General features: G+C 41.8%; 34 protein-coding genes and 2 other annotated features. Of the genes, 8 read left to right on the top strand and 26 right to left on the bottom strand.

What is annotated here, in order from left to right; genetic code table 11:
* Positions 1 to 2 precede the first annotated feature (2 nt).
* From JI665_RS20485 to JI665_RS20455, 7 genes are read right to left on the bottom strand one after another with little or no spacing between them, the layout of a single operon-like run.
* A complete protein-coding gene (locus tag JI665_RS20485) occupies positions 3 to 278 on the bottom strand; it encodes a hypothetical protein (RefSeq protein WP_206843309.1) in 276 nt (91 codons plus the stop codon).
* The gene (locus JI665_RS20480; RefSeq protein ID WP_206843308.1) at positions 265 to 576 is read right to left on the bottom strand and encodes a hypothetical protein; all 312 of its coding nucleotides are present in this window, start codon (positions 574 to 576) and stop codon (positions 265 to 267) included. The genes JI665_RS20485 and JI665_RS20480 overlap by 14 nt, the downstream gene beginning before the upstream one ends.
* Before the next feature lie 5 nt (positions 577 to 581).
* Positions 582 to 773 (bottom strand): hypothetical protein, encoded by a 192-nt coding sequence (locus JI665_RS20475; RefSeq protein WP_206843306.1) that lies wholly within the window; start codon positions 771 to 773, stop codon positions 582 to 584.
* A complete protein-coding gene (locus JI665_RS20470; RefSeq protein WP_206843303.1) occupies positions 763 to 1,287 on the bottom strand; it encodes a Rieske (2Fe-2S) protein in 525 nt (174 codons plus the stop codon). The genes JI665_RS20475 and JI665_RS20470 overlap by 11 nt, the downstream gene beginning before the upstream one ends.
* Before the next feature lie 12 nt (positions 1,288 to 1,299).
* Positions 1,300 to 1,860 (bottom strand): 4Fe-4S dicluster domain-containing protein, encoded by a 561-nt coding sequence (locus JI665_RS20465; protein ID WP_206843301.1) that lies wholly within the window; start codon positions 1,858 to 1,860, stop codon positions 1,300 to 1,302.
* Entirely contained in the window at positions 1,861 to 4,029 is a 2,169-nt protein-coding gene (locus JI665_RS20460; protein ID WP_206843299.1) for a molybdopterin oxidoreductase family protein, read from the bottom strand.
* On the bottom strand, positions 4,016 to 5,098 hold the full coding sequence (locus JI665_RS20455) for a hypothetical protein (RefSeq protein ID WP_206843291.1): 1,083 nt from the start codon (positions 5,096 to 5,098) through the stop codon (positions 4,016 to 4,018). Before JI665_RS20455 ends, JI665_RS20460 begins: the two co-directional genes overlap by 14 nt.
* 241 nt (positions 5,099 to 5,339) lie before the next feature.
* On the opposite strand from JI665_RS20455, the gene JI665_RS20450 reads away from it, so the two are divergent.
* Positions 5,340 to 5,669, top strand: a complete 330-nt coding sequence (locus JI665_RS20450; protein ID WP_206843282.1) for a hypothetical protein — start codon at positions 5,340 to 5,342, stop codon at positions 5,667 to 5,669.
* Between the two features lie 35 nt (positions 5,670 to 5,704).
* Positions 5,705 to 5,965, top strand: coding sequence for a hypothetical protein (locus JI665_RS20445; RefSeq protein ID WP_206843281.1), 261 nt, complete (start codon positions 5,705 to 5,707; stop codon positions 5,963 to 5,965).
* Here the strand turns inward: JI665_RS20445 and JI665_RS20440 are convergent.
* Positions 5,958 to 6,272 (bottom strand): hydrolase, encoded by a 315-nt coding sequence (locus JI665_RS20440; RefSeq protein WP_206843279.1) that lies wholly within the window; start codon positions 6,270 to 6,272, stop codon positions 5,958 to 5,960. The genes JI665_RS20445 and JI665_RS20440 overlap by 8 nt on opposite strands.
* Positions 6,273 to 6,432: 160 nt before the next feature.
* On the opposite strand from JI665_RS20440, the gene JI665_RS20435 reads away from it, so the two are divergent.
* The gene (locus JI665_RS20435; RefSeq protein ID WP_206843278.1) at positions 6,433 to 6,945 is read left to right on the top strand and encodes a DUF3231 family protein; all 513 of its coding nucleotides are present in this window, start codon (positions 6,433 to 6,435) and stop codon (positions 6,943 to 6,945) included.
* A gap of 343 nt (positions 6,946 to 7,288) precedes the next feature.
* On the opposite strand, the gene JI665_RS29030 is transcribed toward JI665_RS20435, so the two are convergent.
* The 3 genes from JI665_RS29030 to JI665_RS20425 all read right to left on the bottom strand — a co-directional run bounded on the left by JI665_RS29030 (position 7,289) and on the right by JI665_RS20425 (position 8,540).
* Positions 7,289 to 7,420, bottom strand: a complete 132-nt coding sequence (locus tag JI665_RS29030; RefSeq protein WP_280516115.1) for a hypothetical protein — start codon at positions 7,418 to 7,420, stop codon at positions 7,289 to 7,291.
* Between the two features lie 178 nt (positions 7,421 to 7,598).
* Complete coding sequence (locus JI665_RS20430; RefSeq protein WP_206843276.1) at positions 7,599 to 7,970, bottom strand: VOC family protein; 372 nt, start codon at positions 7,968 to 7,970, stop codon at positions 7,599 to 7,601.
* A gap of 288 nt (positions 7,971 to 8,258) precedes the next feature.
* Positions 8,259 to 8,540, bottom strand: a complete 282-nt coding sequence (locus JI665_RS20425; RefSeq protein WP_206843274.1) for a hypothetical protein — start codon at positions 8,538 to 8,540, stop codon at positions 8,259 to 8,261.
* 243 nt (positions 8,541 to 8,783) lie between these two features.
* Between JI665_RS20425 and JI665_RS20420 the strand changes: the two genes are divergently transcribed.
* Positions 8,784 to 8,963, top strand: coding sequence for a hypothetical protein (locus tag JI665_RS20420; RefSeq protein WP_206843272.1), 180 nt, complete (start codon positions 8,784 to 8,786; stop codon positions 8,961 to 8,963).
* A gap of 50 nt (positions 8,964 to 9,013) precedes the next feature.
* On the opposite strand, the gene JI665_RS20415 is transcribed toward JI665_RS20420, so the two are convergent.
* Positions 9,014 to 11,140 carry a peptidoglycan D,D-transpeptidase FtsI family protein gene (locus JI665_RS20415; RefSeq protein WP_206843271.1) on the bottom strand — a complete coding sequence of 709 codons (2,127 nt, stop codon included), beginning with the start codon at positions 11,138 to 11,140 and terminating at the stop codon, positions 9,014 to 9,016.
* A 189-nt stretch (positions 11,141 to 11,329) separates the two neighbouring features.
* On the opposite strand from JI665_RS20415, the gene JI665_RS20410 reads away from it, so the two are divergent.
* Positions 11,330 to 11,791, top strand: a complete 462-nt coding sequence (locus tag JI665_RS20410) for a DinB family protein (RefSeq protein ID WP_206843270.1) — start codon at positions 11,330 to 11,332, stop codon at positions 11,789 to 11,791.
* 31 nt (positions 11,792 to 11,822) lie between these two features.
* Here JI665_RS20410 and JI665_RS20405 read toward each other — a convergent pair whose 3' ends face one another.
* Positions 11,823 to 12,494, bottom strand: coding sequence for an SOS response-associated peptidase (locus tag JI665_RS20405; protein WP_206843266.1), 672 nt, complete (start codon positions 12,492 to 12,494; stop codon positions 11,823 to 11,825).
* Between the two features lie 102 nt (positions 12,495 to 12,596).
* Here JI665_RS20405 and JI665_RS20400 point away from each other — a divergent pair, with 102 nt between their 5' ends.
* On the top strand, positions 12,597 to 12,755 hold the full coding sequence (locus JI665_RS20400) for a hypothetical protein (RefSeq protein ID WP_206843264.1): 159 nt from the start codon (positions 12,597 to 12,599) through the stop codon (positions 12,753 to 12,755).
* 28 nt (positions 12,756 to 12,783) lie between these two features.
* Here the strand turns inward: JI665_RS20400 and cdaS are convergent, their stop codons facing one another.
* On the bottom strand, positions 12,784 to 13,383 hold the full coding sequence (gene cdaS, locus JI665_RS20395; RefSeq protein WP_206843263.1) for a sporulation-specific diadenylate cyclase CdaS: 600 nt from the start codon (positions 13,381 to 13,383) through the stop codon (positions 12,784 to 12,786).
* 129 nt (positions 13,384 to 13,512) lie between these two features.
* On the opposite strand from cdaS, the gene JI665_RS20390 reads away from it, so the two are divergent.
* On the top strand, positions 13,513 to 14,109 hold the full coding sequence (locus JI665_RS20390) for a class I SAM-dependent methyltransferase (protein WP_206843254.1): 597 nt from the start codon (positions 13,513 to 13,515) through the stop codon (positions 14,107 to 14,109).
* Between the two features lie 45 nt (positions 14,110 to 14,154).
* Here JI665_RS20390 and JI665_RS20385 read toward each other — a convergent pair whose 3' ends face one another.
* A complete protein-coding gene (locus tag JI665_RS20385) occupies positions 14,155 to 14,892 on the bottom strand; it encodes a TPM domain-containing protein (RefSeq protein WP_206843252.1) in 738 nt (245 codons plus the stop codon).
* A complete protein-coding gene (locus tag JI665_RS20380) occupies positions 14,889 to 15,467 on the bottom strand; it encodes a LemA family protein (protein ID WP_206843250.1) in 579 nt (192 codons plus the stop codon). The genes JI665_RS20385 and JI665_RS20380 overlap by 4 nt, the downstream gene beginning before the upstream one ends.
* 279 nt (positions 15,468 to 15,746) lie before the next feature.
* Between JI665_RS20380 and JI665_RS20375 the strand changes: the two genes are divergently transcribed.
* Entirely contained in the window at positions 15,747 to 16,031 is a 285-nt protein-coding gene (locus tag JI665_RS20375; protein WP_206843248.1) for a hypothetical protein, read from the top strand.
* On the opposite strand, the gene JI665_RS20370 is transcribed toward JI665_RS20375, so the two are convergent.
* The 10 genes from JI665_RS20370 to trpE form a co-directional block, all read right to left on the bottom strand.
* Positions 16,024 to 17,016: an ABC transporter substrate-binding protein gene (locus JI665_RS20370; RefSeq protein WP_206843246.1), complete on the bottom strand. Its 993-nt coding sequence runs from the start codon at positions 17,014 to 17,016 to the stop codon at positions 16,024 to 16,026. The two genes, JI665_RS20375 and JI665_RS20370, sit on opposite strands and share 8 nt — an antisense overlap.
* A gap of 16 nt (positions 17,017 to 17,032) precedes the next feature.
* Positions 17,033 to 17,788, bottom strand: a complete 756-nt coding sequence (locus JI665_RS20365) for an ABC transporter permease (RefSeq protein ID WP_206843235.1) — start codon at positions 17,786 to 17,788, stop codon at positions 17,033 to 17,035.
* Positions 17,772 to 18,560 carry an ABC transporter ATP-binding protein gene (locus JI665_RS20360; protein WP_206843233.1) on the bottom strand — a complete coding sequence of 263 codons (789 nt, stop codon included), beginning with the start codon at positions 18,558 to 18,560 and terminating at the stop codon, positions 17,772 to 17,774. The genes JI665_RS20365 and JI665_RS20360 overlap by 17 nt, the downstream gene beginning before the upstream one ends.
* 154 nt (positions 18,561 to 18,714) lie before the next feature.
* Positions 18,715 to 19,500 (bottom strand): tryptophan synthase subunit alpha, encoded by a 786-nt coding sequence (gene trpA / locus JI665_RS20355; RefSeq protein WP_206843231.1) that lies wholly within the window; start codon positions 19,498 to 19,500, stop codon positions 18,715 to 18,717.
* Positions 19,497 to 20,702, bottom strand: coding sequence for a tryptophan synthase subunit beta (gene trpB / locus JI665_RS20350; RefSeq protein WP_206843228.1), 1,206 nt, complete (start codon positions 20,700 to 20,702; stop codon positions 19,497 to 19,499). The genes trpA and trpB overlap by 4 nt, the downstream gene beginning before the upstream one ends.
* Positions 20,699 to 21,322 (bottom strand): phosphoribosylanthranilate isomerase, encoded by a 624-nt coding sequence (locus tag JI665_RS20345; RefSeq protein WP_206843221.1) that lies wholly within the window; start codon positions 21,320 to 21,322, stop codon positions 20,699 to 20,701. The genes trpB and JI665_RS20345 overlap by 4 nt, the downstream gene beginning before the upstream one ends.
* Positions 21,319 to 22,113: an indole-3-glycerol phosphate synthase TrpC gene (gene trpC / locus JI665_RS20340; RefSeq protein WP_206843210.1), complete on the bottom strand. Its 795-nt coding sequence runs from the start codon at positions 22,111 to 22,113 to the stop codon at positions 21,319 to 21,321. The genes JI665_RS20345 and trpC overlap by 4 nt, the downstream gene beginning before the upstream one ends.
* Positions 22,114 to 23,139 (bottom strand): anthranilate phosphoribosyltransferase, encoded by a 1,026-nt coding sequence (gene trpD, locus JI665_RS20335; RefSeq protein ID WP_206843208.1) that lies wholly within the window; start codon positions 23,137 to 23,139, stop codon positions 22,114 to 22,116.
* Entirely contained in the window at positions 23,111 to 23,722 is a 612-nt protein-coding gene (locus JI665_RS20330; protein WP_206843206.1) for an anthranilate synthase component II, read from the bottom strand. The genes trpD and JI665_RS20330 overlap by 29 nt, the downstream gene beginning before the upstream one ends.
* Positions 23,719 to 25,113, bottom strand: a complete 1,395-nt coding sequence (gene trpE, locus JI665_RS20325; RefSeq protein ID WP_206843205.1) for an anthranilate synthase component I — start codon at positions 25,111 to 25,113, stop codon at positions 23,719 to 23,721. Before trpE ends, JI665_RS20330 begins: the two co-directional genes overlap by 4 nt.
* Before the next feature lie 168 nt (positions 25,114 to 25,281).
* Positions 25,282 to 25,524 (bottom strand) — a binding site (T-box leader).
* 40 nt (positions 25,525 to 25,564) lie between these two features.
* Positions 25,565 to 25,819, bottom strand: a binding site (T-box leader).
* Between the last annotated feature and the right edge of the window lie 55 nt (positions 25,820 to 25,874).

Here is a 25,874-nt window from a genome sequence, read left to right as displayed (position 1 = left end):
GTTCACGCTCTCTTCTTTATCACATATTTTAATCCGGCTTCCTGATCAAGAGCAGCCCACCTGCTCTCAGATGCTTCCACAGAGGAAGTCAGCGGGACCGCAAAAAAGTTCATATGGTCAAAATAAATACGCAAATGTGTACCATCTGGGCAAAACCCGGTTTTTATAATTTCTTTGTGAACAAAAGGGGCTTTGTTATTTCCCTCTTCATCTAAAATTGCCACCTGCACATTTTGCCGGACAAAGCGGTCCAAATCTTCTTTTTTAATGAGTTCCACAGCTGCCGCACCCTCTTTTATCAGGGTAAATATACATTTGATAACCCTGCAGATATTTCCAGAATGATTCACTTGCATTTTCTTCTATAAATTCAATGGTTTCCTCCTCTGATTGCCATTTGCTCATGCCTTTTATCTCCGCTACAACAATATCCATTCCATCATGAGATTTCTCATCCAAATACCAGTTGAGGCGTACTCCCTTAAAGAGTTTGGTAAGGAGCCGATCAACTTCTGGAGCAAAATCTCCTGATTTTTCTCTTACAAAACAAAAATCAAGATATGTTTCACTGTTCATAGAAATCACACCCTCATGTTAATCGTCTTTTTATAAGCGAATACAGCCAGGGGAAAAAGAACAATATTCAGTCCGCCGAAAATGAGTACATTTATATAGTTTTCATAATAGTATTGGTGGACCATATATTGGGTAAAGACAATATTCATCAATAATATCGCGGCCAAAATGATGACACCCAGATAGCTACGCTTCATAACGTTTCACCCTCACAGCAAAGATTGCTCCATCCTCCACCTTAACCTGGATTTCCGGAAGCGGCCTTCTTGGCGGCCCCGCAGTTGGCGAACCAGTCTCCACATCGAACTTTCCATGGTGGCAAGGGCAGATCATTTCACCTTGCTCCTTCACCCAAAATACCGGGCAGCGCAAATGTGTACACGCATTCTGATAGGCAACATACTTGTTCTCTGATAAGCGGATTAATATTGCGTCATCATGATCTCCGGGAAACTTGAACTCCACTGCATCGCCGATTGGCAGCTTGCTTAATTCGGTTATTTTCTTATGAGGATATTCCTTTTCGCCAAGCCCCATTAATTCTTTGGCAGCTACTGCCCCCCAGGGAAGGGAGGAAACTGCAAATACACCTGCGGCACCAACCAAAGTTTTCATGAACCCGCGTCTATCCAGTTTTCTTTCGTTATTCCGTTCGATATTATGCGTATAATTATCTTCATTAAAGGGAATCTTGTTATTCTTTTCAGACATCCCTAATCCCTCCTAAAACAGCTTTGTAATCCCCTGCAGGATTCCCGGCAGATTTACCTTTACATTTGTTTCGCCTTCTAGATATGGCATGCTTGTCACCCATTTGCCGTTATCAAGGTTAAATTGCTTCTTCTTGTTTTCAATTTCTTCATCTGACAGCCATTGCAGTGTATTGGATGGACATACACTCGCACACATAGGAGGAATTCCATCTTTAGTACGGTCAATACATAGGTCACATTTGTACATTAAGTTCTGCTCTTGATCAAATTTTGGTATGCCGTATGGGCAGGCAATTGTACAGTTCTGGCAGCCAATACACTTTTCCACCAGTGCAGATAACACAGCGCCTGTCTCATGAATTTGAATGGCCTGGGCCGGACAGCTTCGGGCACATGCCGGATTTTCACAGTGAAGGCACATGAGAGGCATCGTCTGCCGGTTCACAAGAGGATTTACATCATACACATAGTTTCTGTTTCGCTCCTCATGCCCCCCGCATTGTGTACATGCTGCCAGACAAGAACGGCATCCTATACAGTTTTCAAGTTCTAAATACAGCCTCTTTTTCATTTATTGCACCTTCTTTAATTCGACTTTTTCCAGCTGTGCAGCACATGCCTTGAACTCAGGCATACGTGATATTGGATCTAATGCTGCAATCGTCAATAGATTAATAGAATCTTCATGTCCAAAATGGTATGGAACAAAGACGGTATCTATCCGGATGGCTTCCGTAATTTTAACTTTATAGATGGCCTCGCCTCTTCTTGTAAATAAACGGACCCTTTCTTCATGTTCCATATTATATTTTGATGCTGTTTCCGGATGGATCTCCACAAATGGTTCAGGGCACATATCATGAAGGAATGGTATTCTTCTAGTCTGATTGCCAGATAGATAGTGGTATACCACCCTTCCCGTTGTTAAACGGAGCGGATATTTTTCACATGGTTCTTCAGCTGGCGGACGGTATGGCAGCGCGCAAATCTTTGCTTTGCCGTCCGGATGGTAGAATTTTTTATCTAGGAACATATGTGGTGTACCTTCATCATTCTCATCTTTGCACGGCCAAAAAACCCCGTCCTGCCTGTCGATTTTATCCCATGTAGCTCCATAGTAATCAGCATAGCCGCCTTTGGTAGCCAGTCTGAACTCATCTGCAACATCTCGTGCCGTTTTTAGGTGTGAAAAGTATTTTCCTTTTCCTAAGCGTTCAGCCAGCTCCACTTGGATTTGCCAGTCCGGCTTCGATTCTCCGACAGGTTCCTGTGCCTTATTGATTTTAATAATGCGGCCTTCAATATTCGTTACTGTTCCTTCATCCTCTGACCATGTGACAGCCGGAAGAACAACATCTGCAAATTCTGCCGATTCAGAAAGGTAGAAATCGGAGCATACCATGAAATCCAAGGTCTTAAATGCTTTCCTGACAAAATTTTGATTTGGTGCAGATACTGCAGGATTCGAACATAGAAGGTATAAACCTCGAATCGTTTTTTGCTCCATCAGCTCAATCATTTCATAAGCAGATACACCAGGCTGCGGCATTTCTTCAGGTGTGATTCCCCAAACACAGCATACTTCTTCAACATGTTTTGGATTTGTAATTTTCCGGTAGCCTGGAAGCAAATCTGATTTTTGTCCATGCTCTCTTCCTCCCTGTCCATTGCCCTGCCCGGTGAAAGTGGCTACTCCGGCATTTGGACGGCCGATCTTACCTGTAACAAGCGCCATATTGGTGTAGGCGGAAACATTATCAACACCCTTATGCTGCTGTTCAACACCTCGTGCAAACATGACAACTGCATTTGGAGCTTTTCCGTATATTTCGGCAGCGCGAATGATTTTTTCCGGCGCCACACCAGTCAGCATGCTTGTATATTCAGGAGTGAAATCCTTTACAAGCTCCTTTGTTTCTTCAAAACCGTTCGTGTGCTTATTAATGAATTCTTCATCTATATAGCCCATCTCAATCAATTGATTAACAATCCCGTTTGCAAGTGCAAGGTCTGTTCCGGGCTGCAGGTCAAGATGAAGGTCAGCTCTTCTGGCAATTGGCGTTTCCCGGGGATCAGCTACAATGATATAGCCTCCTCTTTCCTGAACGTTCCAAATGCGGAACATGGAAGTTGGATGGCATTCAGCTGTATTGCTACCAGCGATAAACAGGCAATCCGTTTCATGAATATCTGTCCATGGCAATGTTGAGCCTCTATCCACTCCGAAAGAACGGAGGAATCCGCCGGCAGCACTTGACATACAGAAACGGCCGTTATAGTCAATATATCTTGTTGCAAGAGCAACACGGGCAAATTTACCTGTCAGATAACATTTTTCATTTGTCATAGATACCCCGCTGAAGACGGAGAGTGAATCTTTTCCGTATTCCGTTTGCAGCTCTTTGAATTTTTTCGCAATTAAATCGTATGCTTCATCCCAGCTTGCTTCACGGAACCCTTCTGCCGTCCCCTTCAAAGAAGCATCATCCCGAATCAGCGGTTTCAGCAGGCGGTCTTTGTGGTTGGTCTGCTGATAGGCGGTAACCCCTTTCGGGCACATTTTCCCTACCGTAACCGGCCAGTCATAACGGGGCTCGACCCCGATTATTTTATTTGTTTGTGTATTAACCCTTAAATTCATTCCGCATTGCATGCCGCAATAGCTGCAGTGTGTTTTTATCAATTTTTCATTCGGATGGTTCAGATTCTCAATTTCTTTAAAAAACTTATCCCTTTGCATTCTGGTTTGCCTCCTTGACCTTCACTTCATGGGTAGGGAATCCGGAAAATTGTGCAATCCGGTATTTTCTTCTGCAAGGGAGGCACATTTCTGCAAGATGATGTCCTTCCTTTGCTTTAAATTCAATATCGTTCACGCCGAGTACATCGACGACATCTTTTGATTGTTCTGATGAAACAAATTGATCTCCGCAAACTTTGCATTCCTGCATGCCTTGTTCAGCATAATGTTCTCTGTAGTTTCTTGCCAAAACACTCATTGGGCGGAAAGGAATATGTGCAAGCTTTCCAAATGGCAGGTAAATCAGTGTAATGATGACTGACCACTGATGGATCAGTGACATCGCCGGCTGTCCCGCACCGTGTAAAAAGATATTCATAAAGGTTAAAGCCAACCCTGTGATGCTGACTAGAAGCAGCATATAAAGAGGCATGAAATCATATAGAAATTTCTGCTCTGCTCTTGCCTGCATATTTTTCAGACGGCGGTACAGCGCCATGCAAACTCCAGCGATTACCATTACTGCTGTAATATTCAGCGCGTTATAAGAAAGGTTGGCAATGATGCCATCTGCCGGGACAGTCATTACCTTCATGCCCATTGCAATAATGTTGTAATGGCCATTGTCATCCATCGTAAAATACATCCAGCCGAAAACGAGAGGGAATGTAACGAAGCAGGATAAGATGCAGCCCCAGCCGATCAGCACGTGCTGAGTCCATCGGTAAATTCCCCTATTCCAGATAAAATTGTAAGTTGCAAGATGCTCAACAGACGTTTTTGGCGTTGACTTTCTAAATAGCAGCTTCAGTCCTTTTTTCAGGATAAGCTTTGTTGGCGGCCTTTCGCCCCAGGCAATGAACCTGTAGAAAAACCCTCCAATGAACACAATCGTTCCGACCATATATCCGTAAAGGTTTAAATCAACATGTGTAAACATTCTAGTGCCAATAAAAGAAAGAATGGCTAATGCTGTAACAGATAAAAACATCGACTTGGCAAAATGAGATGCAAACGCATTGTTTAATGTGTTTCCCGTTTTTTGATTGACTGTAGCTTTTGCCTGCATATTAACTCCTCCTCATTCACAAACAATTACCTTAACCTTATTGTAAAAGCGGGAGGAGTTTTTCAATATCAGGGAACTTCCCCATTAGAGGGGGGAAATTCCCCTATCTTTAAGAAAGGATATTAAATGAGCATGTTGTTGCAGAGTTGTGTCAACTAAAAAAAGACCTTCTCAAAGGTCTTTGCAGAAAAATTGAAACTTTTTCCAAAATCAGGCGTATTTCTAATAAGGAGGCGGAATTATGAAAAAAAATATATTTATATTGTTTATTACATTAGCTGCAGAAGCTCTGATTACCCTGATCGCTTCAAGTGCCTTTTCAATCCGATTCATCGAAATCATGTTTTTTTCAGGTGTGGTTTTTACAGCTTTGACCGTATGGTTTTCAAGCACCGGCGGTATAGTGACGAGGTTTATGGACAGCACCGCAAGTGCCATGACAGGATTCTTATCTAAAAGGGAGGAGTTCAGCTTTAGGCCTAGTTATGCTGTTCTCGGCTCGGTTATCTTTTTACTTATTGGTCTTGTATTCTTTATCTTACTGTTAACAAATGTCATTCCTCCAATTTAAGCATTATGGTACAATCATGAAAAGGAGTTGGTCATATGGCTAAATCAGCTGCGAAGAAGTTAAGGGAAAAAGCAGTACGTGAGGGAAAAAGAAACCCTGAGTGCAATCGAAGCCCATTTGCGTATGCGGACATGCGCACAAGGAAAACAAAAACCAAAAAAGAACAATTATACAGGAGCAAATATAAGAACCGTTATTCTGATGAAAACAGAACAGACGGTTCTTTTTTTATGTATTCTCTTTTCAAAATGCAGCCAGTCCGATTAAAGACCGGCTGCATTTTTCCGATTATATAATTCCCATCCTTTCTATATGTCTCCGGGCTTCTTCATCACCGAGTTCATAAATCATTTTATATATGCCTTCCATGGATGCATCATATTCATCATTTTTGGACTCCTTGTGGTATTCCAGGAAAGGGACATGTGCACGGGCAAATGTTTTTAGATCTGCATCATAATTCTCATTAATGTATTCATTTAACTGAGCCAGTTCTTCATCTGTGGCAAAAATTCTAAACTGCCATTCGGCTGCTTCAACCGGTTCTGTGTAGATCTGCGCATTTTCAATATCTATATAATATGTTTTTTTTGTCTGGTCCATTGTTTTTCATCTCCTCTATCTTTTATACGGTATTTACCACAATCTGAGGCAGTTTAACCATTTAATATTCAATGACATTTTAAGACACTTTTTGGGCATGATATAGCTGTGCAATACAAGGAAGGCGGCACAAAAAATGAATCTTTTCGGGAGGTATACAATGGGTATTTTAAGCGGAAATCCAAAGGACGAGCCTTTGCATTATGGCGAGGTTTATAGCACATGGTCTTACTTGCTTGCAGGAAAGGGAATGGCCTCTGCCTATCAAACGATGCTTAGCCACTCTGGGGATGGGGACTTGAAAAAAATGCTTGAAGAAGCCATCCGCCTCTGCAAGCAGGAACAGGAGCAAATTGAGGAGATGCTAAAGGAAAACGGGATCGCCCTTCCTCCCTCACCTCCTGACAGACCTGAAGCTTGTGTAAACGATATTCCTGCTGGCGCCAGATTTATGGATCCTGAAGTTGCTGCAAAATTAGCAGGAGACCTGGCAGCAGGATTGGTTGGCTGCAGTACAATCATGGGCCAATGTATCCGTGAAGATATCGCAGGCATGTTTGGCCAATTTCATACTCAGAAAGCTGCGTTAGGTGTTAAGGTTCTTCGAATGAATAAAGAAAAAGGCTGGTTAATTCCTCCGCCGCTTCATCTTCACAAATCAGATAATTGCTAAGGATTTGCTGAAGAGATGTCCATATGTAAAAAGAGAGCAGAGTCCATTGTCTGCTCTCTTGCCTAAATGTTATTTCTTAAAACTTGGGCCCAGTTCACTCCATACATCAAACAAGTTGCCCTCCGGGTAAGAAACACAAAACTCCTGCCAGGATGCCTGCGATTTTCGATAGCTCCTGTATTTACTTCCTTCTCTAGAAGTTCCTAATACAAGTTTTTGAGCTCTGTTATTCCATCGACTTCAAAGGTTAAACAAAATCGCAATCTTCCGTCAGAATCCTTAAAATTAACACTTTCCTCTTAAGGTGCTTCCAAAAGGAAAAAGCTTTGGCTTGCCATATTGATTATGGCCATTTATACCTTTTCATCCCTATAGCTTTCTGCAGCTCCAAGCATACTGTGTACCAGTTTAAGGATTCCATTACATTTCTGGCAGGTATGTAGACTGTCCCCACTCTTAAAAGCTTTTGACTCACAGATGACCCTCCTCCAATCAAATTCTCTATATGTATTAATTCCTTTTAAAAGTAGGCTTTGATAAATAGTATTGTTGTTTTTCAGGCAAAAAATATGGGAACGTCTGATTTGGACGTTCCCATTCTTATTCCGTTAAAGCACCCGATAATGAAATTAGGTAATTTATTTATTATAATTTTACCAGTGTACTTGAAGTTTATTACCATTTGGGTCATAAAAGTGGAAAAAGGCATGGCCATTATCTTCTTTTATATCCTCTACCTTAACTTGATTACCAATTAAGTGTTGATGAAATTTAGATAATTCTGGACTTGTAAACCCAATGCTAAATTCTTGTTCATTATCAATTGTAAAATGTGCAAATGTTTCATCTTCGGTAGGAATTAAGATAAGTAAGAAAGGTCCTTCATTTACTTTTAAAATTGCAAGTTCCTCAGTATTGTTTAGTAACTGGAGCCCTAATACATCTCTATACCATTGTGCAGACAGTTCTAAATCTTTTACAGGAATTCTAATATAATGTACTTGTTCAATAAATGATTTACTCATAACCTTGTCTCCTTTATTTAATCCGGTATATCAAATAGTTCCCTTTCTATATACCTTTTTCCTTCCGATTATTGAATTAATCTGCCCTTTAACGGAACAATAAACTTCCTATTATTCGGAAAATTCCGATAATCTTAGTTTATAATAAGTTGTGTTAACTGAGAAAGAACAACTGTCTAAAACCATTTTGGTTATCGTAAAGTTATCTTTGATATAACAACTTTATTCTTTAACAAAGCCTAAAAATAAAAAAACCTTAGTCCGAAATGGGACTAAGGCTCACGTTTCTTACTCAGAGTATTTGCTTTCACTGGAATCAGGGGAGACCATGCCGCCGGCACCGCTGGAATTGATATCAGGTTCTGCTCCTTCAGGCTGAGATGGCAGCACTTTGTTTTTCTTTTGATTAGGAAGGCCGGAATGCTCCTTTAGATATTGATCATTTTCCATGATCGTTACCACCTTAAACCCTGTTCCTTCGAACTGGTTCTTCAATTGATCAAATACTTTTGTCTCATTATCATTCATTTCCTGATCATCATACTGAAGCTCTACATTTAAAGTTTTCATGTCAAGACCTCCTTATTAACCTATTTTCCCGAATGTCCTTTCATTAAACTAAACATAACTTTTAATGAAAGAGATGTTTAGTTCAGTAATAATAGGCTATTAAAGAAAACATCTAAAACCGGATTTTGTTCATTGTCATTCAGTCGGATAAATAATATGGGTTATTTTTCCATTAAAAATCATTCTTTATTCATTACTGAATATAAATAAAATGTATGCAGATCAGACGAAAGGAGCAGGGGCATGTGGTTATGGATTCTGGCGATCTTCATTCCTATTATTATCCTCGCTATTTTGGAGGAAACGATTCAATTTGCGGTTCATCGTAAAGTCTTCGGAAAAAGCGACAAACCGGTCTTCATTAAAGAAAAACTGAATCACTTTAAAAGCAAACTCAGGTATAAAAAAAGCCATTCCCAATAAGGAAAGGCTTTTTTGTCCAGCCGTTTTTACCGCTAAAACTCATACTTGAATTAGGATTCTTCTGTTTCGGAACCTTCTTCTTCCGCCTGTTCCTGTTCTGGTCCTGATATCCGCTTCTTTTTCAGCTCAAAATAGGCATCTAATACTTTTCTGCCAATTTCATAATTGGCTGTATGTCCGCTTCTCCCCTGGTATGCCCATGGAACAATGACAGACATGGCGATTTCAGGATTATTATGAGGTGCATAGGCAACAAGGCTCAAGTTCATAACATCTATTAATTTATCTCCCTTTTTTTTGAGAGGGCCGTCATAAAATGCTTCTGCAGTACCTGTTTTTCCTGCTGGAGAATATGGTGCATCTGCAAACCTTCTATATGCAGTCCCTTCAGGATGCTGCATCACCTGTCTTAACCCTTCTTTGACAGTGTTTAGTTCTCTATCACTTACATCTATCGTATTTAAGACAGTTGGCTGAATATCCTTCCAGATCGGGCCAAGTTCCTCCTGCGCCCTGGCTGGCTCACGGATTTCTTTTACAAGGCGCGGCTGGATACGGTAGCCGCCATTTGCAATTGTTGATATATATTGCGCCATTTGCATCGGAGTATAGGTATCATACTGTCCGATTGCAAGGTCTAATAGAAATCCCGGCAAGCGTAGAGGTCCTTCATAGCCTATTGCCTCATTCGGCAAATCGATGCCAGTTCTGACCCCCAGGCCAAATTGGCCGAAAGACTCTCTCATATCTTCAAATGCATTAGGATTTTTAAATCCCAGAGGCTGATCATAAGCATACCGCGCATCCGCAATTTCAATTGCTGTTTTGAACATATATACGTTTGAGGATATTCGCAAAGCCCTTGTTTCGTTCATAATTGCCTGAAAGTTAAACCAGGATTTTTTCACCTGTGGTGTACCTGCTATTTTCATGGGTGCATCTAAAAAGGTCGCCCCGGGTGAGATTGCACCGGTTTTATAGCCTGTTAACACAGTCGCCCCTTTCACAGAGGATCCCACATTATAAGAGGAGGCAATCGTACCCAGGGCATAATCCTGCATAACCGTTTTGCCATTATCATCTTTGTCGATCATTTTTCCTGCCATCGTCAGAACTTCACCAGTATGCGGATTCATTAGAACGACAAACGCACGATCCATTAAAAAGGTTCCCCGGGTCCCCTTGGCAGCCCAAATTTCCTCTTCCAATATTTTTTCCACAGCCTTCTGAAGATCCATATCAATTGTCAGGACAAGATCCTTACCTCTCTGTCCTTCAGAAACCAGTTCACTTCCGAGAATATCTCCTTTTTTCGTAATAAGTTTTTCCTTTGATTTTTGACCATGCAGAACATCCTCATATTGCATTTCAAGATAGCTCTTTCCGACACGTTCATTTCTGCTGTAGTCCCTTGCCAGAAAATAATCCAGCCTTTCCTGCGGCAGCCCTTCGTTTGTATCCGTAACCTTCCCCAGGACTGTCTGAAGCGTACTGTCAAAAGCATAAGATCGATCCCAGTCAGTGGTTGTATTGACACCTGGAAGATACTGAAGATTTTCGCTTACTGCAGCATACTCCTTGCTTGATACACCTTCATTTTTAACTATTTGCGGCGTCATTGCATATCCGCTTGTAAATTCCCGAAAGATCGCCCGTACTTCCAGATCCTGCCTGCTCAGCTGTTTTAGATCTTCTTCTGTAATTCTTTCAAGCTGCATCTCATAAATTTGCTTATCATCCAGCTTTTTCTCTTTAAACAGCTTCCATTCCTTATCAGTTATTTTATCCCGGGCAGCTTCAGGTTTTTTTAGAATCCAATGATCCTTTTTATCGCGTTCTGTCACTTTATCCGCCTTTTTATCAATCAAAACGGCCAGCCGTTCTGCCACCTGTAGCATTTCTTTTTGTTTGGCATTCCGGTTGGTGTATGTAATTGCACTCTTTGGGATATTATCCACGATAACCTGATGGTTCCTGTCAAGCATCCTTCCCCTTGGAACCGGGTTAGATACGATGACATCTTCCGTCCTGTCCACTTCTTTTTTGTATGTCTCACCATTTACAATCTGAACGACTCCAAGTCTTAAAATTAGTACAGAAAATAAAACAAAAACAGCAAAAAACAATAAATTGACCCTAAAAGGCACATGGCTTTTCTTTTTCTTCTTTTTCCCCATGTTTGAATCTCCCCCCTTACGAACACTATGTCTGTATTATAGAGATTCTTCTAAATCTTCCCCTGTTAAATAATTCCACGTTTTTTGTCAAATCCCTGCCAATCCAAAAAACATATTTTGAAATATAAAGGAATTTAAGGAGATTAAGTGGAACTATTAATCTGATTATTTTTTTAGGAGGAATTTAATATGGAAAGAGCGCAAAAATATCTGAACTATTTTTTATCGCATAGAAAGGTGACCAATGAACTAATCAAGAAAATTGATGAAAATAACTATGATTACAAACCAACTGAAACAAGCATGGCAGCCGGCAAACTGGTTACTCATATGCTTACTTCTTTTTATATGTTTGCCAAAACAGTAAAAGAAGGCAGCCCGGCAGTGTTTGGCGAGAAATTCGATGATATAGTGCCAAATCTTTCTGAAGCTGCTGAAAACTATACAGAAAAAACCATTGAGATCATTTCATCATTAACAAATGATGAAATGGATAGGACCATTGATTTGACGCGAATATTTGGTATGGAACTTACAGGCAGCCAGCTGCTGCAGCTTGCAATGGATCATGAAATTAATCATAAAGGGAATTTGTTTGTTTATGTACGGGAAATGGGTCATACGGAGCTTCCGATGTTTGTGAGCAGATGATGAAAAAACGGACGCGTCAACCGCGTCCGTTTTATAAAGTATTAAGGGGAGAAATTAATTCTGCCAGCTCATTTTTTGGTGAATTCACTTTACTTGATACAGGGTACTTATCCATTTTTTCAGCCGGATAAGGTTCAAGTAATGACTTTAAATATTCAGTGTCATTAAAACGGGGATTAAGCCAGTCCTCAAAATCGCTTTCCATTAATATCACCGGCATTCGGTCATGAACATCCCCGGTTACTTCATTTGGCCCCGTGGTAATGATTGTACAGCTCGTTAAAGAATTATCTCCTTTATGCCATGTATCCCAAATACCTGCAAAGGCAAATGGTTTTTCATCTTTCATAATGAACCTGTACGGCTGTTTACCTTCATCTGTTTTCATCCATTCATAAAAGCCATCTGCAAGAATTAAGCACCTTCTGCTTTTAAAGGGCGCTTTGAAGCTTGGTTTCGAATCAATGCCTTCCGCTCTTGCGTTTATCATTTTGTAACCTATCTTTTCGTCTTTAGCCCAGAAGGGGACCAGCCCCCACTTCATCTGCCTGCCGATCCGCTGTTTGCCATTATCAATGACGGTTAAGATATTTTGGCTTGGCGCGATATTATATCTGGGTATAACCTCTCCTTCTGCGTATTCAAATTCAAACAGCAGCTGAAGTTTAGCGATGGTTTCTGTTAATGTAAAACGGCCGCACAATAAAATCACCTCTATAAATTCAATTTAGCAATATAATGTTCATCTATTCCCGGATATAGCGCATATTAAAACTGTCAGCTAATTTAAAGGGAGGAATAAGATATGACAAAACAAGGAAGACAAAATGCAAATCAAACGAGAGCCCAAATTGAAAAACAGGATAAGCGAAACGATGTTGAACTGGGAAGCGAGTTTCAGTCAGGAAATGATAAATCTCAAAGCCAGAAAAAAAGCGGAAAGCAAATTAATAAGAAGTCATAATGACAAATCCCCCATTTTAGGGGGATTTTCATGTCCTGATTGTATACAGCTGTCCTTCGACTGCAAAAGAAATGCGGCCTGTTTCCTCTGAAACTACAATGGCAACAGCATCTGATTTTTCAGTCAGTCCAATTGCCGCTCTATGCCTTGTCCCAAGTTTTTTTCCCTCAATGGTTTTATTGGCAAGAGGCAGGATGTTGCCTGCAGAAATAATGGTATCTTCTTTTATTAAAATACCGCCGTCATGCAATGGGTTTCCGGGATAAAAAATGGTTTCAAGCAAAGTGCTGCTTACTTTTGCTCCAATTGGCGTCCCATTATGAAGGTAGTCGCCTAATGGAAGTCTTCTCTCCACAGCAATAAGCCCTCCATGTCTTTTTTCCGATAAATGCTGGGCGGCCAATGATAAGCTTGAATATTCCTTGGTATACGGCGATAAATATGACTGAAGATAATAAGTCGAAGCAATTGTGTGAGCCTCTGTTACCGCCCTCTGCAGGTTTTCAAAATCGGATAAAATACAGCAGCTGAAGTCCTCTAGCGTTTTGGAAATAGAATGAATCTGATTGTCGATATTGTCAATATACCGGTTTAAATCTTTTCGGTATTGATCTTCGCCATAAATCACCGGACTTCCTCCAATCTTAATTCATATTAGTACCTTTTCCAGTTAAAAATTATTTATCCATTTTACGGAATAGGTTTAGAACCTCTTTAAAGGGACTAAATATAAGTATTAAGCAACGAGGTGAGGGACATGTTCGATATTTTAGCAAAACAATTTGAGAAACCCGCAGGATTACTGGGGAAGCTTGCCGGGAAAATCATGTATCTTGAAAACCGCAAGATTAACAAATGGACAATAAAAAAATTAAAGATTAATCGCAGGGACTCTATTTTAGAAGTGGGCTTTGGTCCTGGCTTCAGTATTAGGCATATAATGGATCACTGCCGCCATGCAGAAACGGATGGAGTTGATGTATCCGAAGATATGAAGACTTCTGCAGCCAAACTGAATGATGACTATATTCGGCAGGGCAAGGTCCGATTGTTCGTAAAAGATATTCACGATTACTTCCCCGATAAAACTTATAATAAGATATTTTCAGTCAACAATTATCCATTATGGACAAAGCCAAGAGAATCTCTGCAGCATCTCTATGGGATGCTTGAGGAAGACGGAATAATTGCCATCACAATTCAGCCAAGAGAAGAAGGGGCAGATGACACCATTGCCAAAAATCTCGGTCAGGTAATCAAAGCAGATATGGAAGCGGCTGGTTTCCATTCTATTTCCATTTCTTATAAAGAAGCCCGCCCTGTATTAACCGTTTGTGTAACTGGAATCAAATAAATAGAGAAAAGCGGGAGATTGCTGCTCCCGCTATTTTTTCAATTATCACCAGCCGCGGCTGGCTCCTCCTCCTCCAGATGAACCGCCTCCCCCACCCCGGGGACCGCCGCCTCCTCCGCCTCCCCCTCTTGAGAGAATTGAAAGGATTGCATATGAAAAGGCTCCTCCAAAAAATTTAATGTCTAGGAACAATAATCCAACAGCAATTACAATAATCAGCCAGGAAGGGATGCCAATTCCTCTATCCTGTGTTCCGGCATCAGCATAATCGCCGCCTAAAATCACTTCTTCCCCGGCAGCTTCCTGTACAAGCACCTTATAGGTTTCAATTACCGCTCTATTTGGCTGGCCATCCTGAAGATATGGAAGGGTCACTTCATCCAGAATCCGTCCTGCTTTTCCATCGGGAATCTGGCCTTCAAGCCCATAACCAACCTCAATGCGCACCTTCCGATCCTGCATGGCCACAACCAATAGGACACCATTATTCTCTTTGGCACTGCCTATGCCATAAGACCGGAAAGCTTCATTTGCATATTCTTCAATCGGTCTGTCTCCAGTAGTATCAACAGTTAAAACTGCAGCCTGTGCAGATGTCCTATCTTCCAATTGCCTCCCCAGGTTATTCAATTCAGATTTTTCCTGGTCATTTAGGACATCTGCAAAATCCTGGACATAAATATCTCCAGCAGGCTCCGGTATGGGTTCATCTGCATGTACTGGAAATGCCCCCATTATTAAATATACTAAAAGAAGGGTCAAAGAGACCCTGCGAATGATCATTCTCCATTGCCTCCAAAGTCAACTTCAGGTGCTTCATTCGCCAGCGGATCCGCCTTAAAATACTCTTTTTCATCAAAGCCAGTTATCCCTGCTACAATTGCACCCGGGAACCTTTTTACTTTTTTGTTATATACAGCAACCTGATCGTTATAATCCTTTCGGGCAACCGAAATCCTATTTTCCGTACCCGCAAGCTCGTCCATTAATTGGGTAAACTGCTTATCCGCCTTTAAATTGGGATAGTTCTCCACCACTACAAGCAGACGGCTCAAAGCGCTTGACAGCTCGGCGTTTGCGGCAGCTTCCTCTTCAGGTGACCCTGCTCCCGCCAGTCTTGCACGCGCATCTGATATTGCCTGAATTGTCTCCTTCTCATGAGCAGCATATCCCTTTACTGTATTTACCAGATTAGGAATCAAATCCAGCCTTCTCTGCAGCTGGTTCTCAATCTGAGAATAAGCCTGGTCCACATTTTCCTCAGCACTTACAAACCCGTTATAGCTGGACATCAGCATCATGCCTGCTATGACTACTGCCGCAATAACGGCAATTAAGACACCCATACCTTTTTTCATTTGCGCCACTCCTGTTTCTAAGTTGTTTTGTCACTTGCATGGTATTTTTCCTTTTTTGGGTGAAAGTTAAACCAGGAGATGGTTTACTGATGTTGTTAAGTTTGCGCGGGGATTTTACTTTTGAGCGCGGATTCCGGTGAGTTACGCGCGGGTGGGCTTCTTCTGCGCGGGTAGTACGTTTTGATGCGCGGCCTGACTTAGGGTTTGCGCGGGGATATTACTTTTGCGCGCGGATTCCAGTGAGTTAGGAGCGGGTAGGCTCTTGGCAGTTTCGAGCTTATGGCTTTTTTCATTATCAATAGAAATCATGTCAATATTTTTCATTATGGCTTCATGAATGCTTCTACAGGACCGGTTAATGCGCTGATTTTAAAGTTTTTTGCTCTATCAAATCGTATTTGCGCCTTACTCCACCATAAACGCACCATCCAGCAGGTCATTCGCGCCGCCGCATCACTTTTTCGCACCGTCAGCTTTCACAATTGCGCCAAACAAATTTCCTTTCCACTAACATCAAGAAAAACCGGAACCCATCAGGGCCCCGGTCCAAGCATGATTATTTAATAAAATTTTTCGCAATCAGTTCACTGAATTCAGGTTTATCTTTCAGGAATTTTAAAGTGTAGGATGAATCTGCAAATTCCTGGATTGTGTCTGCATCAACTTCGTAAGTGAATCCAATTCTTTCCCAGGCGCGGTCTACGACTTCTTTTTCCAATTCCTGGCCAGTTACTTCTTTAATGTCTTTGATGGTAATTGCTTTTGCCTCTTCAGGATTGTCTTCGATAAATTTAACTGCATCTTTATGTGCATCAACGATTTTTTGTACTTTTTCAGGGCTGTTCTTTACTGCATCGCCAGTTGCAACCAATACTGATGCCGGAAGTGTTTCACCGAAGGATACTTCATCCCAGCCAATTACGACTTCAGCGTTTGTTTCCTGTTCAATAACTGCTGCCCATGGTTCTGGAGCAACTGCAATATCAACTTTACCTGTTTTCAGCATACTTGCATATTGTGCCGGGTTGCCTGTTAAATGCTTCATTGTACCGCCGATGCGAGCTGAAGTGATGCCGGCTTCTTCCAGATATGTTTCATACTGGACGTCGTGCGTGCAGCCCACGCCAGGTGTAATGAACGTTTTCCCTTCGAAGTCTTCAAGTGAGTTAATTTCTACACCTTCTCTGGCGAGGACAACTGTTCCGCCAGTTGAAGCACCGGCGATAATTTTAACATCAGCCCCGGTTGAAAAGTTGTTCATTGCTGGTCCTGGTCCTACAAGACCTGCATCAATGTCACCTGTTTTCAGGGCAGTCATGAATGAACCGCCTTCAGCAAATGTCTTGTATTCTACTTTAGTTCCATCGCCAAGCTGTTCTTCAAAATAGCCTTGATCTTTCGCAACCATTGCTGGCACATGATTGATATTCGGGAAATAACCGATGACAATCTTGTCTTCCTCACCGCTGCTCTTCTCAGATGATCCGCAGCCGGCAAGCAGACCGGTGAAAGTAAATAATACAGCAACCCATAAAATAGCCTTTTTCATTAATACCCCTCCAAAATTAAGACTCAAGTCCCCATTTTTTTATGACTGATTTTTCAATGCGCTGGAATATGAATTGGTCAACAATCATTCCAATCGCTCCAATAATAATCATGACACCAATCACGATGTCCATTCTTCCAAAGTCTGAAGCATAACGAAGTGTGTAGCCCAATCCTGGTCCTGTGCTTAAAAGCTCACCGGCCATCAGTGCGCGCCAGGCAAATGCCCAGGCAAGACGTGAACCAGTGACAACGTATGGAATGGATGCCGGAAAGATGACTCTTGTGAATAAGTCAATTCCATTCGCACCCATTGTCTGAGCTGCTTTGATATATAAAGGTGAAACATTTTTAATCCCTGTTCGCATGTTCAGAGCCATTACAAATGTACCGCCAAGTATGGTTACAAAAATAACAGCCTTTTCATTTAAGCCAAACCACATAATCGCGATCGGCAGCCAGACGATGCTGGGAACACTTTGCAAGGCGAGGATGACTGCACCCAGTGTTTCATCAGCTGTTTTGGATTTCCCTAAAAGAATTCCAATCAGAGTCCCAATGATAAGGCTGATAGTTAAACCGACTGCGAGCCGCTTAAAACTTGCAATTAAATCATAGATGAGAGTTTTATCCTGGAACCCTTCAACAAGAGCACTGAATACGCTGGACAGGGAAGGAAAAATCAGAGGATGCCAAAGCTCTATACGTGATCCAATTTCCCAAAATGCAATGATGGCTGCAAAAAATATGATCCTTTTAATGGCTGTTTGCATATTGGAGTTCCTCACTTACAACTTTATCAATTTCCTTCTTCAGGTATTTCATAATGTGTTCTTCAATCTCAAGCATTTCGTTTTTGTGTTCCTCACGGGGTCTGGGTATGTCAACCGCTATATCCTGTAAAATGATTCCCGGCTTTGTCCCCATAACAATGATCCGATCTGAAAGTTTAATAGATTCTGAGATGCTATGAGTAACAAAAAGAATGGTTTTCTTCGTCTCAGTCCAGATGTTTTCCAGCTGTCCGTGCAGACGCGAACGGGTCTGTTCATCAAGAGCTCCAAATGGTTCATCCATTAAGAGTGTTTCCGGGTTCATCGCAAGCGCTCTCGCAATGGCCACCCTTTGCTGCATTCCACCAGAAAGTTCATGAGGATAATGGGATATATATTTTCCCAGCTGAACCATTTGCAGATACTTAAGTGCTGTTTCCTCTGCATCCTTCTTCTTCATTTCCTTTTTTAGCGGAAACGTGACATTCTCCATGACTGTCAGCCAAGGGAATAAGGCTGCCTGCTGGAAAACCATCCCCCTGTCTTTTCCAGGTTTTGTTATGGCTTTTCCATCAATTTGAATTTGTCCCGAAGTTGTTTTAGTCAGCCCCGCGACGATTGAAAGAAGTGTTGACTTTCCACATCCTGAAGGGCCTAAAATTGAAACAAACTGGCCTTTTTCAATGGTTAGATTAATATCTTTCAAGACGTCAACAGGACGATTTTCTTTATCGCTATATTGTTTATTCACATCGTTTATCTCAATGAACATTCAAAATCACCTATTCCCATAAATCTCATTAATTTACTCGGATTACTTGTAATTATAATGTATTCACTTTGCATGTCAACCTTTACAATAAATATTTTTATAAATGGGCTTAATCAAATAAAAAGCCTCCCCCTTCAAGGAGAAAGCTTTTGTTTCACAATTTAATTTCTTCTATTTTAGATGAAGCGATCAGTTCTTCAACTTTTGCTAACTCACCGCTTTGAAAGAGTTCTATGATCTTGCTTCCAACGATTACACCGTCACAATGCTGATTCATATCTTTTACGTGCTCTGGTTCAGAAATTCCGAAGCCTGCCAATACCGGTATCGGACTTACATCTTTAACATTCTTCAAATGCTTTCCGAGCTCATCTTTAAATTCTTTTCTTGAACCCGTAATGCCATTAACCGTTACAGCGTATAAAAAGCCTTTCCCCTTGTTAGCAATCGCCTGGATCCGCTCCAATGGACTGGTTAAGGTCACAAGCCGGATGATTTCAATTCCAGCTCTCTCTGCGATTGGTGCAATTATCTCCTCTTCTTCTGCGGGAAGATCAGGCAATATTAAGCCGTCTACCCCAGACCTTGAGGCATCAGAAATAAAGTTGCCAATGCCATATGCCATGATTGGATTCATGTATGTCATAAAGATAAGCGGGATGTGAACAATAGGCCGGATTTCCGCAATTTTAGCTAAGACGCCTCTAAGTGTTGTTCCGGCTTCTAATGCTCGAATGCCAGCTTGCTGGATTACTGGCCCATCGGCAACCGGATCCGAAAATGGAATCCCAATTTCAATGGCAGTTGCTCCCGCTTTTTCGAGAAAAGTGATTTTCTCGGCCAGTGTCTCTAAGCCTCCATCCCCGGCCATTATATATGGCACAAATGCTCTTTCATTGTTTTGCTTTAGGCTCTGAAAAACTTTTTCAACCCGGTTCATTGTCCTTTCCCTCCTAATTTTGCTCTTACAGTTTCTACATCTTTATCTCCTCTGCCAGATAAACAGATGACAAGGCCTTCGTCTTTTTTCATTTGCGGTGCAAGCTTTAATGCATAGGCAACGGCATGGGAGCTTTCCAGCGCAGGGATAATGCCTTCCAATTTGCATAAAAGCTTTAACGCATCCAGCGCCTCATCGTCTGTGATGGATTCATACTCTGCCCTTCCGCTGTCTTTCAAATAGCTGTGTTCCGGGCCAACTCCGGGGTAATCAAGCCCAGCTGAGATGGAATGGGCCTCCTGAATTTGTCCGTGTTCGTCCTGAAGCAAATACATTAATGCCCCATGAAGAACTCCTGGAGTTCCTTTTGTTAAAGATGCGGCATGTTTCTCAGTATCTGTACCCAATCCTGCAGCCTCCACCCCAATCATGCGGACAGTTTCATCTTTTATGAAAGGATAGAACATTCCCATTGAATTGCTTCCACCGCCAATGCAGGCTACAACTGCATCAGGAAGCTTCCCTTCTTTTTCAAGGTATTGCTCCTTGGTCTCATTTCCGATAACACTTTGAAAATCGCGTACAATCATAGGAAAGGGATGAGGTCCCATGACAGAGCCAAGGATGTAATGTGTATCCTCGACATTTGTCACCCAGTAGCGGAGTGCTTCGTTGACTGCATCTTTTAATGTGGCGCTTCCCGATTTCACCCCAACCACCTTCGCTCCAAGCAGTTCCATTCTGAATACATTCAGCTGCTGTCTTCTGATGTCCTCTTCACCCATAAAAATAATGCATTCAAGATTTAAGAGAGCACATGCAGTTGCTGTTGCAACTCCATGCTGCCCTGCACCCGTCTCAGCTACTATTTTTCTTTTTCCCATTCGCAGCGCCAATAAAGCCTGGCCCAGTGAGTTGTTTATTTTATGGGCACCTGTATGATTCAAATCTTCTCTTTTAAGATAGACCTTCGCACCGCCGGCGTATTTTGTGAGGTTCTCCGCAAAATAAAGAGGAGTTTCACGCCCGACATAGTCTTTCAGCAAACCCTGCAGCTCTTTCTGAAAACCTTCATCAGCTTGTGCTTTCTTATACTCCTCTTCCAATTCAAGAATGGCCTGCATAAGTGTCTCAGGCACATACCTTCCTCCAAATTTTCCAAAATGACCTCGTTCATCAGGCAAGGTGTATGCTGCGTTCATTTTACTTCCTCCCTCTCCACACATTTAGCGTTATCTATAAATCTTTTTATTTTCTCCGGGTCTTTCTTCCCTTCAGTCTCAACCCCGCTGCTTACATCAACCATATAAGGATTGGCTGCTTTAATTCCATCCCCCACATTTTCAGGATTGAGTCCTCCAGCGAGGATCATTTTTTTGTTCTGCTTTGGTTTATTGTTTAGAATAGACCAATCAAACGATACCCCGTTGCCCCCCCGATATTTTCCTTTCGGACTATCAAGAAGAACGTATTCACATGAATATTCATCCAGTTGGTAAAGATCTTCTGGTGAACCAATGCTCAGAGCCTTTATAACTGGTAAAGAAAATGAGCTGCAAAATTCCGGTGTTTCATCTCCATGAAGCTGAATGACATTGATCCCTGAAACACTTACAATTTCCTCAATGATCTCTTTCGTTTCATTTACAAACACTCCGACTTTTAAAACCTCTCTTGGCAGCTCTCTGATTATCTCCCCTGCTGACTCAGGATTAATTTTTCTTTTGCTTTCAGCAAAAACAAATCCCAGGGCATCCGCACCGCTTTCAATCGCAGAAAGTGCCGTGCTGATATCCCTGATTCCGCAAATCTTCACCTTCATTGTCTGACAGCCCCCTGCAAAGGAAGCTTCATGGCCTTCAAAAGCCCTTCCAGGTTCTCTGCTTTCATAAATGCTTCCCCGACAAGAATGGCGTCGGCTCCTGCTGCAATTACACGCCGTACATCATCTTCTGACTTAATCCCGCTTTCACTGATCAGGAATCTTCCCGCCTTCTTAATTAGCGGCGCAAGTTTTTCTGTTACACCAAGGTCTACTTCGAAAGTTTTTAAATTCCGGTTGTTGACTCCAATCAGCTGTGCACCGGTTTTCAGCGCTATTTCCAGTTCTTCTTCATTATGAACCTCCATCAATACTTCAAGGCCTTCATTTTCTGCAAAATCGAAAAGCTCTTGAAGCCGTTCAGCTTCCATGGCAGCAGCAATGAGTAAAATTAGGTTTGCCCCTGATGCTTTTGCTTTTAAAATTTGCACCTCGTCTATAATGAAGTCTTTGCAAAGGATAGGCAGGCCGACTGCCTCTCTGACAGCTGACAAATCCGCAAAACTGCCTTTAAAAAACCTATTGTCTGTTAAAACGGAAATGGCATCCGCACCATACTTTCTATAAAATAATGCCTGATCTTTCGGATTCTGCCCGGTATTTATATCACCTTTTGAAGGTGAAGCTCTTTTGAATTCGGCAATCACAGCCAGTTCACTGCCTGATGCAAGCTTGTTAATAAATGAACGTTTTATCACTGTTTCCCCAGCTTGAAAGTATTCTTTTTCCTGCTGCAGCATGATGACTTCTTTTCTTTTTTCAGCCAGTATTTTATCTAGAATTGTTCCCACTTATATCACCTCTTTATGGACACTTTTACTTGCATCAATTAACCTGTGCAGTTTTGCTAATGCAGCACCTGAATCAATGCTTTCTCTGGCTAAATTTATCCCGCCTTGAATTGTTTCGGCCTTGCCTCCTGTAAAGATGCCAATCCCGGCGTTAAGAAGGACCGTGTCCCTTCTTGCTCCCGTCTCCCCCTTAAGGACACTCAGGAGTATTTCAGCATTTTCCCTTGAATCTCCGCCTCTGATCGCATCATTGCTGCTGACGGATAGGCCAACTTCCTCTGGGTGAAGAACCTTTTTCGTTACCTTGCCGTTATTAAGAATGGCCAGGTGATTTTCCCCCTGCAAGGATGCCTCATCCATAAAGCCTGCACCATTTAAAACAACTGCCCGTTTTCTTCCCAAAGTTTTTAACACCTCTGCAAACATTTCAATATAATCTCTCCGATAGATCCCGAGAAGCTGATGATCAAGTTCAACCGGATTGGTTAATGGTCCTATTAGATTGAAGGTTGTGGGTATTCTCAGGTCCTTGCGCACTTTCATGATTCTTTTAATATTCGGATGAACGTGAGGAGCGAAAAGAAAGGCAATCCCAATTTCCTCCAGAATCTCCTCCGTGCGCTCAGGGGAGTGATTTAAATTTATCCCCAAATGTTCCAATACATCGGCACTGCCTGTTTTGCTGGATACACTTCTATTGCCATGCTTGGCAACAGGAATTCCGGCTCCCGCAATCACAAATGCCGATGTGGAACTGATATTAAAGCTGCTTGAGCCATCTCCTCCTGTACCGCAATTATCCAAAACATTAGGAATTTTCTTTCTAAATGAAAGGGATTTATCCCTCATCGCTTTTACAATCCCTGCAATTTCTTCAACTGTTTCCCCTTTCGTTTTAAGACTCACCATAAATGCCGCAATCTCACTGTCTGTCACGTCATTGGCAAATAAATTTTCCACGGCTTCCTTCATTTCTGCCTCTGTTAATGACTCCCGATCAGATAACCTTTGCAGTATTGTTTTCACCCTTATTTTCCCTCCCGATAGTTTGTAAAAAGTTTTCCAAAATTCTCTTTCCAAGGCCTGTTCCTACAGACTCCGGATGGAATTGCAAACCGTATAAAGGATAGTCCTCATGCTTGATTGCCATTATTTCATTGTCATCCATTGACCTGGCCATAACCTTAAAGCTGCCAGGCAACGTTCCCGACTGAATAACTAAGGAGTGGTAACGCATGATGTTGATTGGCTGCGGCATGTATTGAAACAGCTGCGATCCGTTATGCTTAAGATTAGACACCTTGCCATGCATAATTTTCTTTGCTTTTTCAATTTTTGCACCAAACGCATAGCCAATTGCCTGATGGCCAAGGCAAATGCCCAGTATAGGAAGCTTCCTGTAAAACTCCTGAATAACATCCACAATGATCCCTGCTTGTTCCGGCCGACCGGGTCCAGGTGAAAGAATAATTGCTTCAGGATTTAATTTTTCAATTTCTTCGATTGTGATCTGATCATTTCTTACAACTTTAATTTCTTGTCCCAGTTCACCTAAATACTGATAAAGGTTAAATGTGAATGAATCATAATTATCAATCAGCAGAATCATTTTTTGTCCTCCAAAAATGCTTTTAATTTATGAAGTGTTTCTTCGTACTCTTTTTCAGGAATAGAATCATGCACGATGCCTGCCCCAGCTTGTATATAAGCGAATCCATCTTTTATCACCATTGTTCTGATTGCCAGGGCGAAATCCATATTGCCGTTTCCGGAAAAATAGCCGACTGCCCCTGAGTAAATTCCTCTTTTCACTGTTTCAAGTTCATTGATGATTTCCATTGCTCTAATTTTGGGTGCACCTGAAACCGTTCCGGCAGGCAGACACGCTATTAAGGCATCAATCGCTGTGTGTGGATTTTTCAGTCTCCCGCCAACTTCGGAAACAAGGTGCATGACATGCTTATATCTCTCAATTACCATGTTTTTTTCTATAGTTACAGATCCAAATTCGCAGACACGGCCGAGATCATTTCTGCCCAGGTCGAGCAGCATCCTGTGTTCGGCAAGCTCCTTTTCATCTTCTATCAGTTCCTTTTCAACCTGTAAATCTTCATCTTCTGTCTTGCCTCTTGGCCTTGTTCCTGCTATAGGGTTAGTAATTACCTTATTTCCAGTTGCTTTTATAAGACTTTCAGGCGATGCCCCTGCAACCGCATATTCTTCAAAATCAAGATAGTACATGTAGGGGGAAGGATTTTGCACTCTTAACTTCCGGTAAAATGCGAAAGGATCTCCAGTCAATTCTGCTTTTAACCGCTGAGAAAGCACTACCTGGAAAATGTCTCCCTCTTCAATATAGGACTTGGCTTTATTTACTTTTTCAACGAAGTCTTCTTTAGATATGGATGCTTTGAATGCCGACAGCGTTGCTTCTTCCGATTCAGATGCCACAGCCCCCTTTTGTATTTCAGACTTTCTTTTCTGTAATCTTTCACGAAGCTGGGATTCATCGGTTGCTGACAGTATAGGCATGGCTACCAGATATACCTTTTGCTCGAGATGATCAAAAACGGCCACTTCCTCAAAAAACATAAGATGAACATCCGGAACATTCAACTCATCATGAGGAATCACCCCAATATCTTCGTATTGCCTGATCACATCATAGCCTGCATATCCAACAGCTCCTCCACAAAACGGGAACTGTTCTAAGGGGTGAGGCATTTCCTCTGGCATCAGCCTTCTTACTACATCAAGTGGCTTTTCATCGAAAACTTCAATTTGTCCGTCTGCAGAAACAGCCGTTCGAGATCCATCCCCTTTTAGTTCCATAACAGGGTCTGCACCAATAAAGGAATACCTTCCCGACTTTTCATGCTTAAGTGAGCTTTCAAACAGAAATTTCTTTCTTCCGCTCATTCTCTGATAGATTAAAATAGGTGTTAATGTGTCCCCCTCAAGCTCTTCGATGATATACGAACCTTCCAATATCGTTTTCAATATATTTCTCCTCCAGTTCTTTTGGATTCAGAAAAGCGTAAGCGCCTTGATCACCCCCGACACCTCGAGGAGGGTAGGCTACTTGTGCTAGACAGTTATCTAACTTCAGAATTTATACTTAACTTTAAATAAAAAAGTCCCCTATACACACAGACAGAATCTGCGGGTATAGAGGACGTGTCTTGTGAACGTGGTGCCACCTCTTTTTAGAGCAACATGCTGCTCCCTTTTTCGGGTACGGAAACATATCGATACCCTATCCTTTTAACGGTGGAAACCCGTGCTTCCCTACTATCGTTCAGGAAGCCTCTCGCAAGTCCATTCGAATGATTTTCCGTACCGGGCTTTCACCTTTCCCCGGCTCTCTTGAACGGACTCCATCAATCTACTCCTCTTGCTCAGCGATTTAAAGTAATAAAGCTATTTGAAAATAAAAAAGGGCCTCCCGTCTAAAAAGGACGAGAGACCCGTGGTGCCACCTTCATTAGCTGATAGAAATCAGCTCACTTTAACAGATATCAAAACGAATAAACGTTAAAATATCTGTCCCTTGTAACGATGAGACTGTTCGCCAAAGCCTACTGCTTAAAAAGGTTCGGTTTGGAGGCTCGAAAGTCCATTCACTGCTGTTTCCACACTGATTTGCACCAACCATCAGCTCTCTTTAGCTTCCACTGCAGCTACTACTCTTTGTCATTGCCGATCGATATATTGTTTATTATACTATTCCGATAAATGAAAAATGTCAAGGGTATTTATTA

The sequence above is a fragment of the Bacillus sp. NTK034 genome (genome assembly GCF_017303275.1).
In the GTDB taxonomy this organism is placed as follows: Bacteria; Bacillota; Bacilli; order Bacillales; family Cytobacillaceae; genus Cytobacillus.
This window is presented reverse-complemented; position numbering and strand designations above follow the sequence as displayed.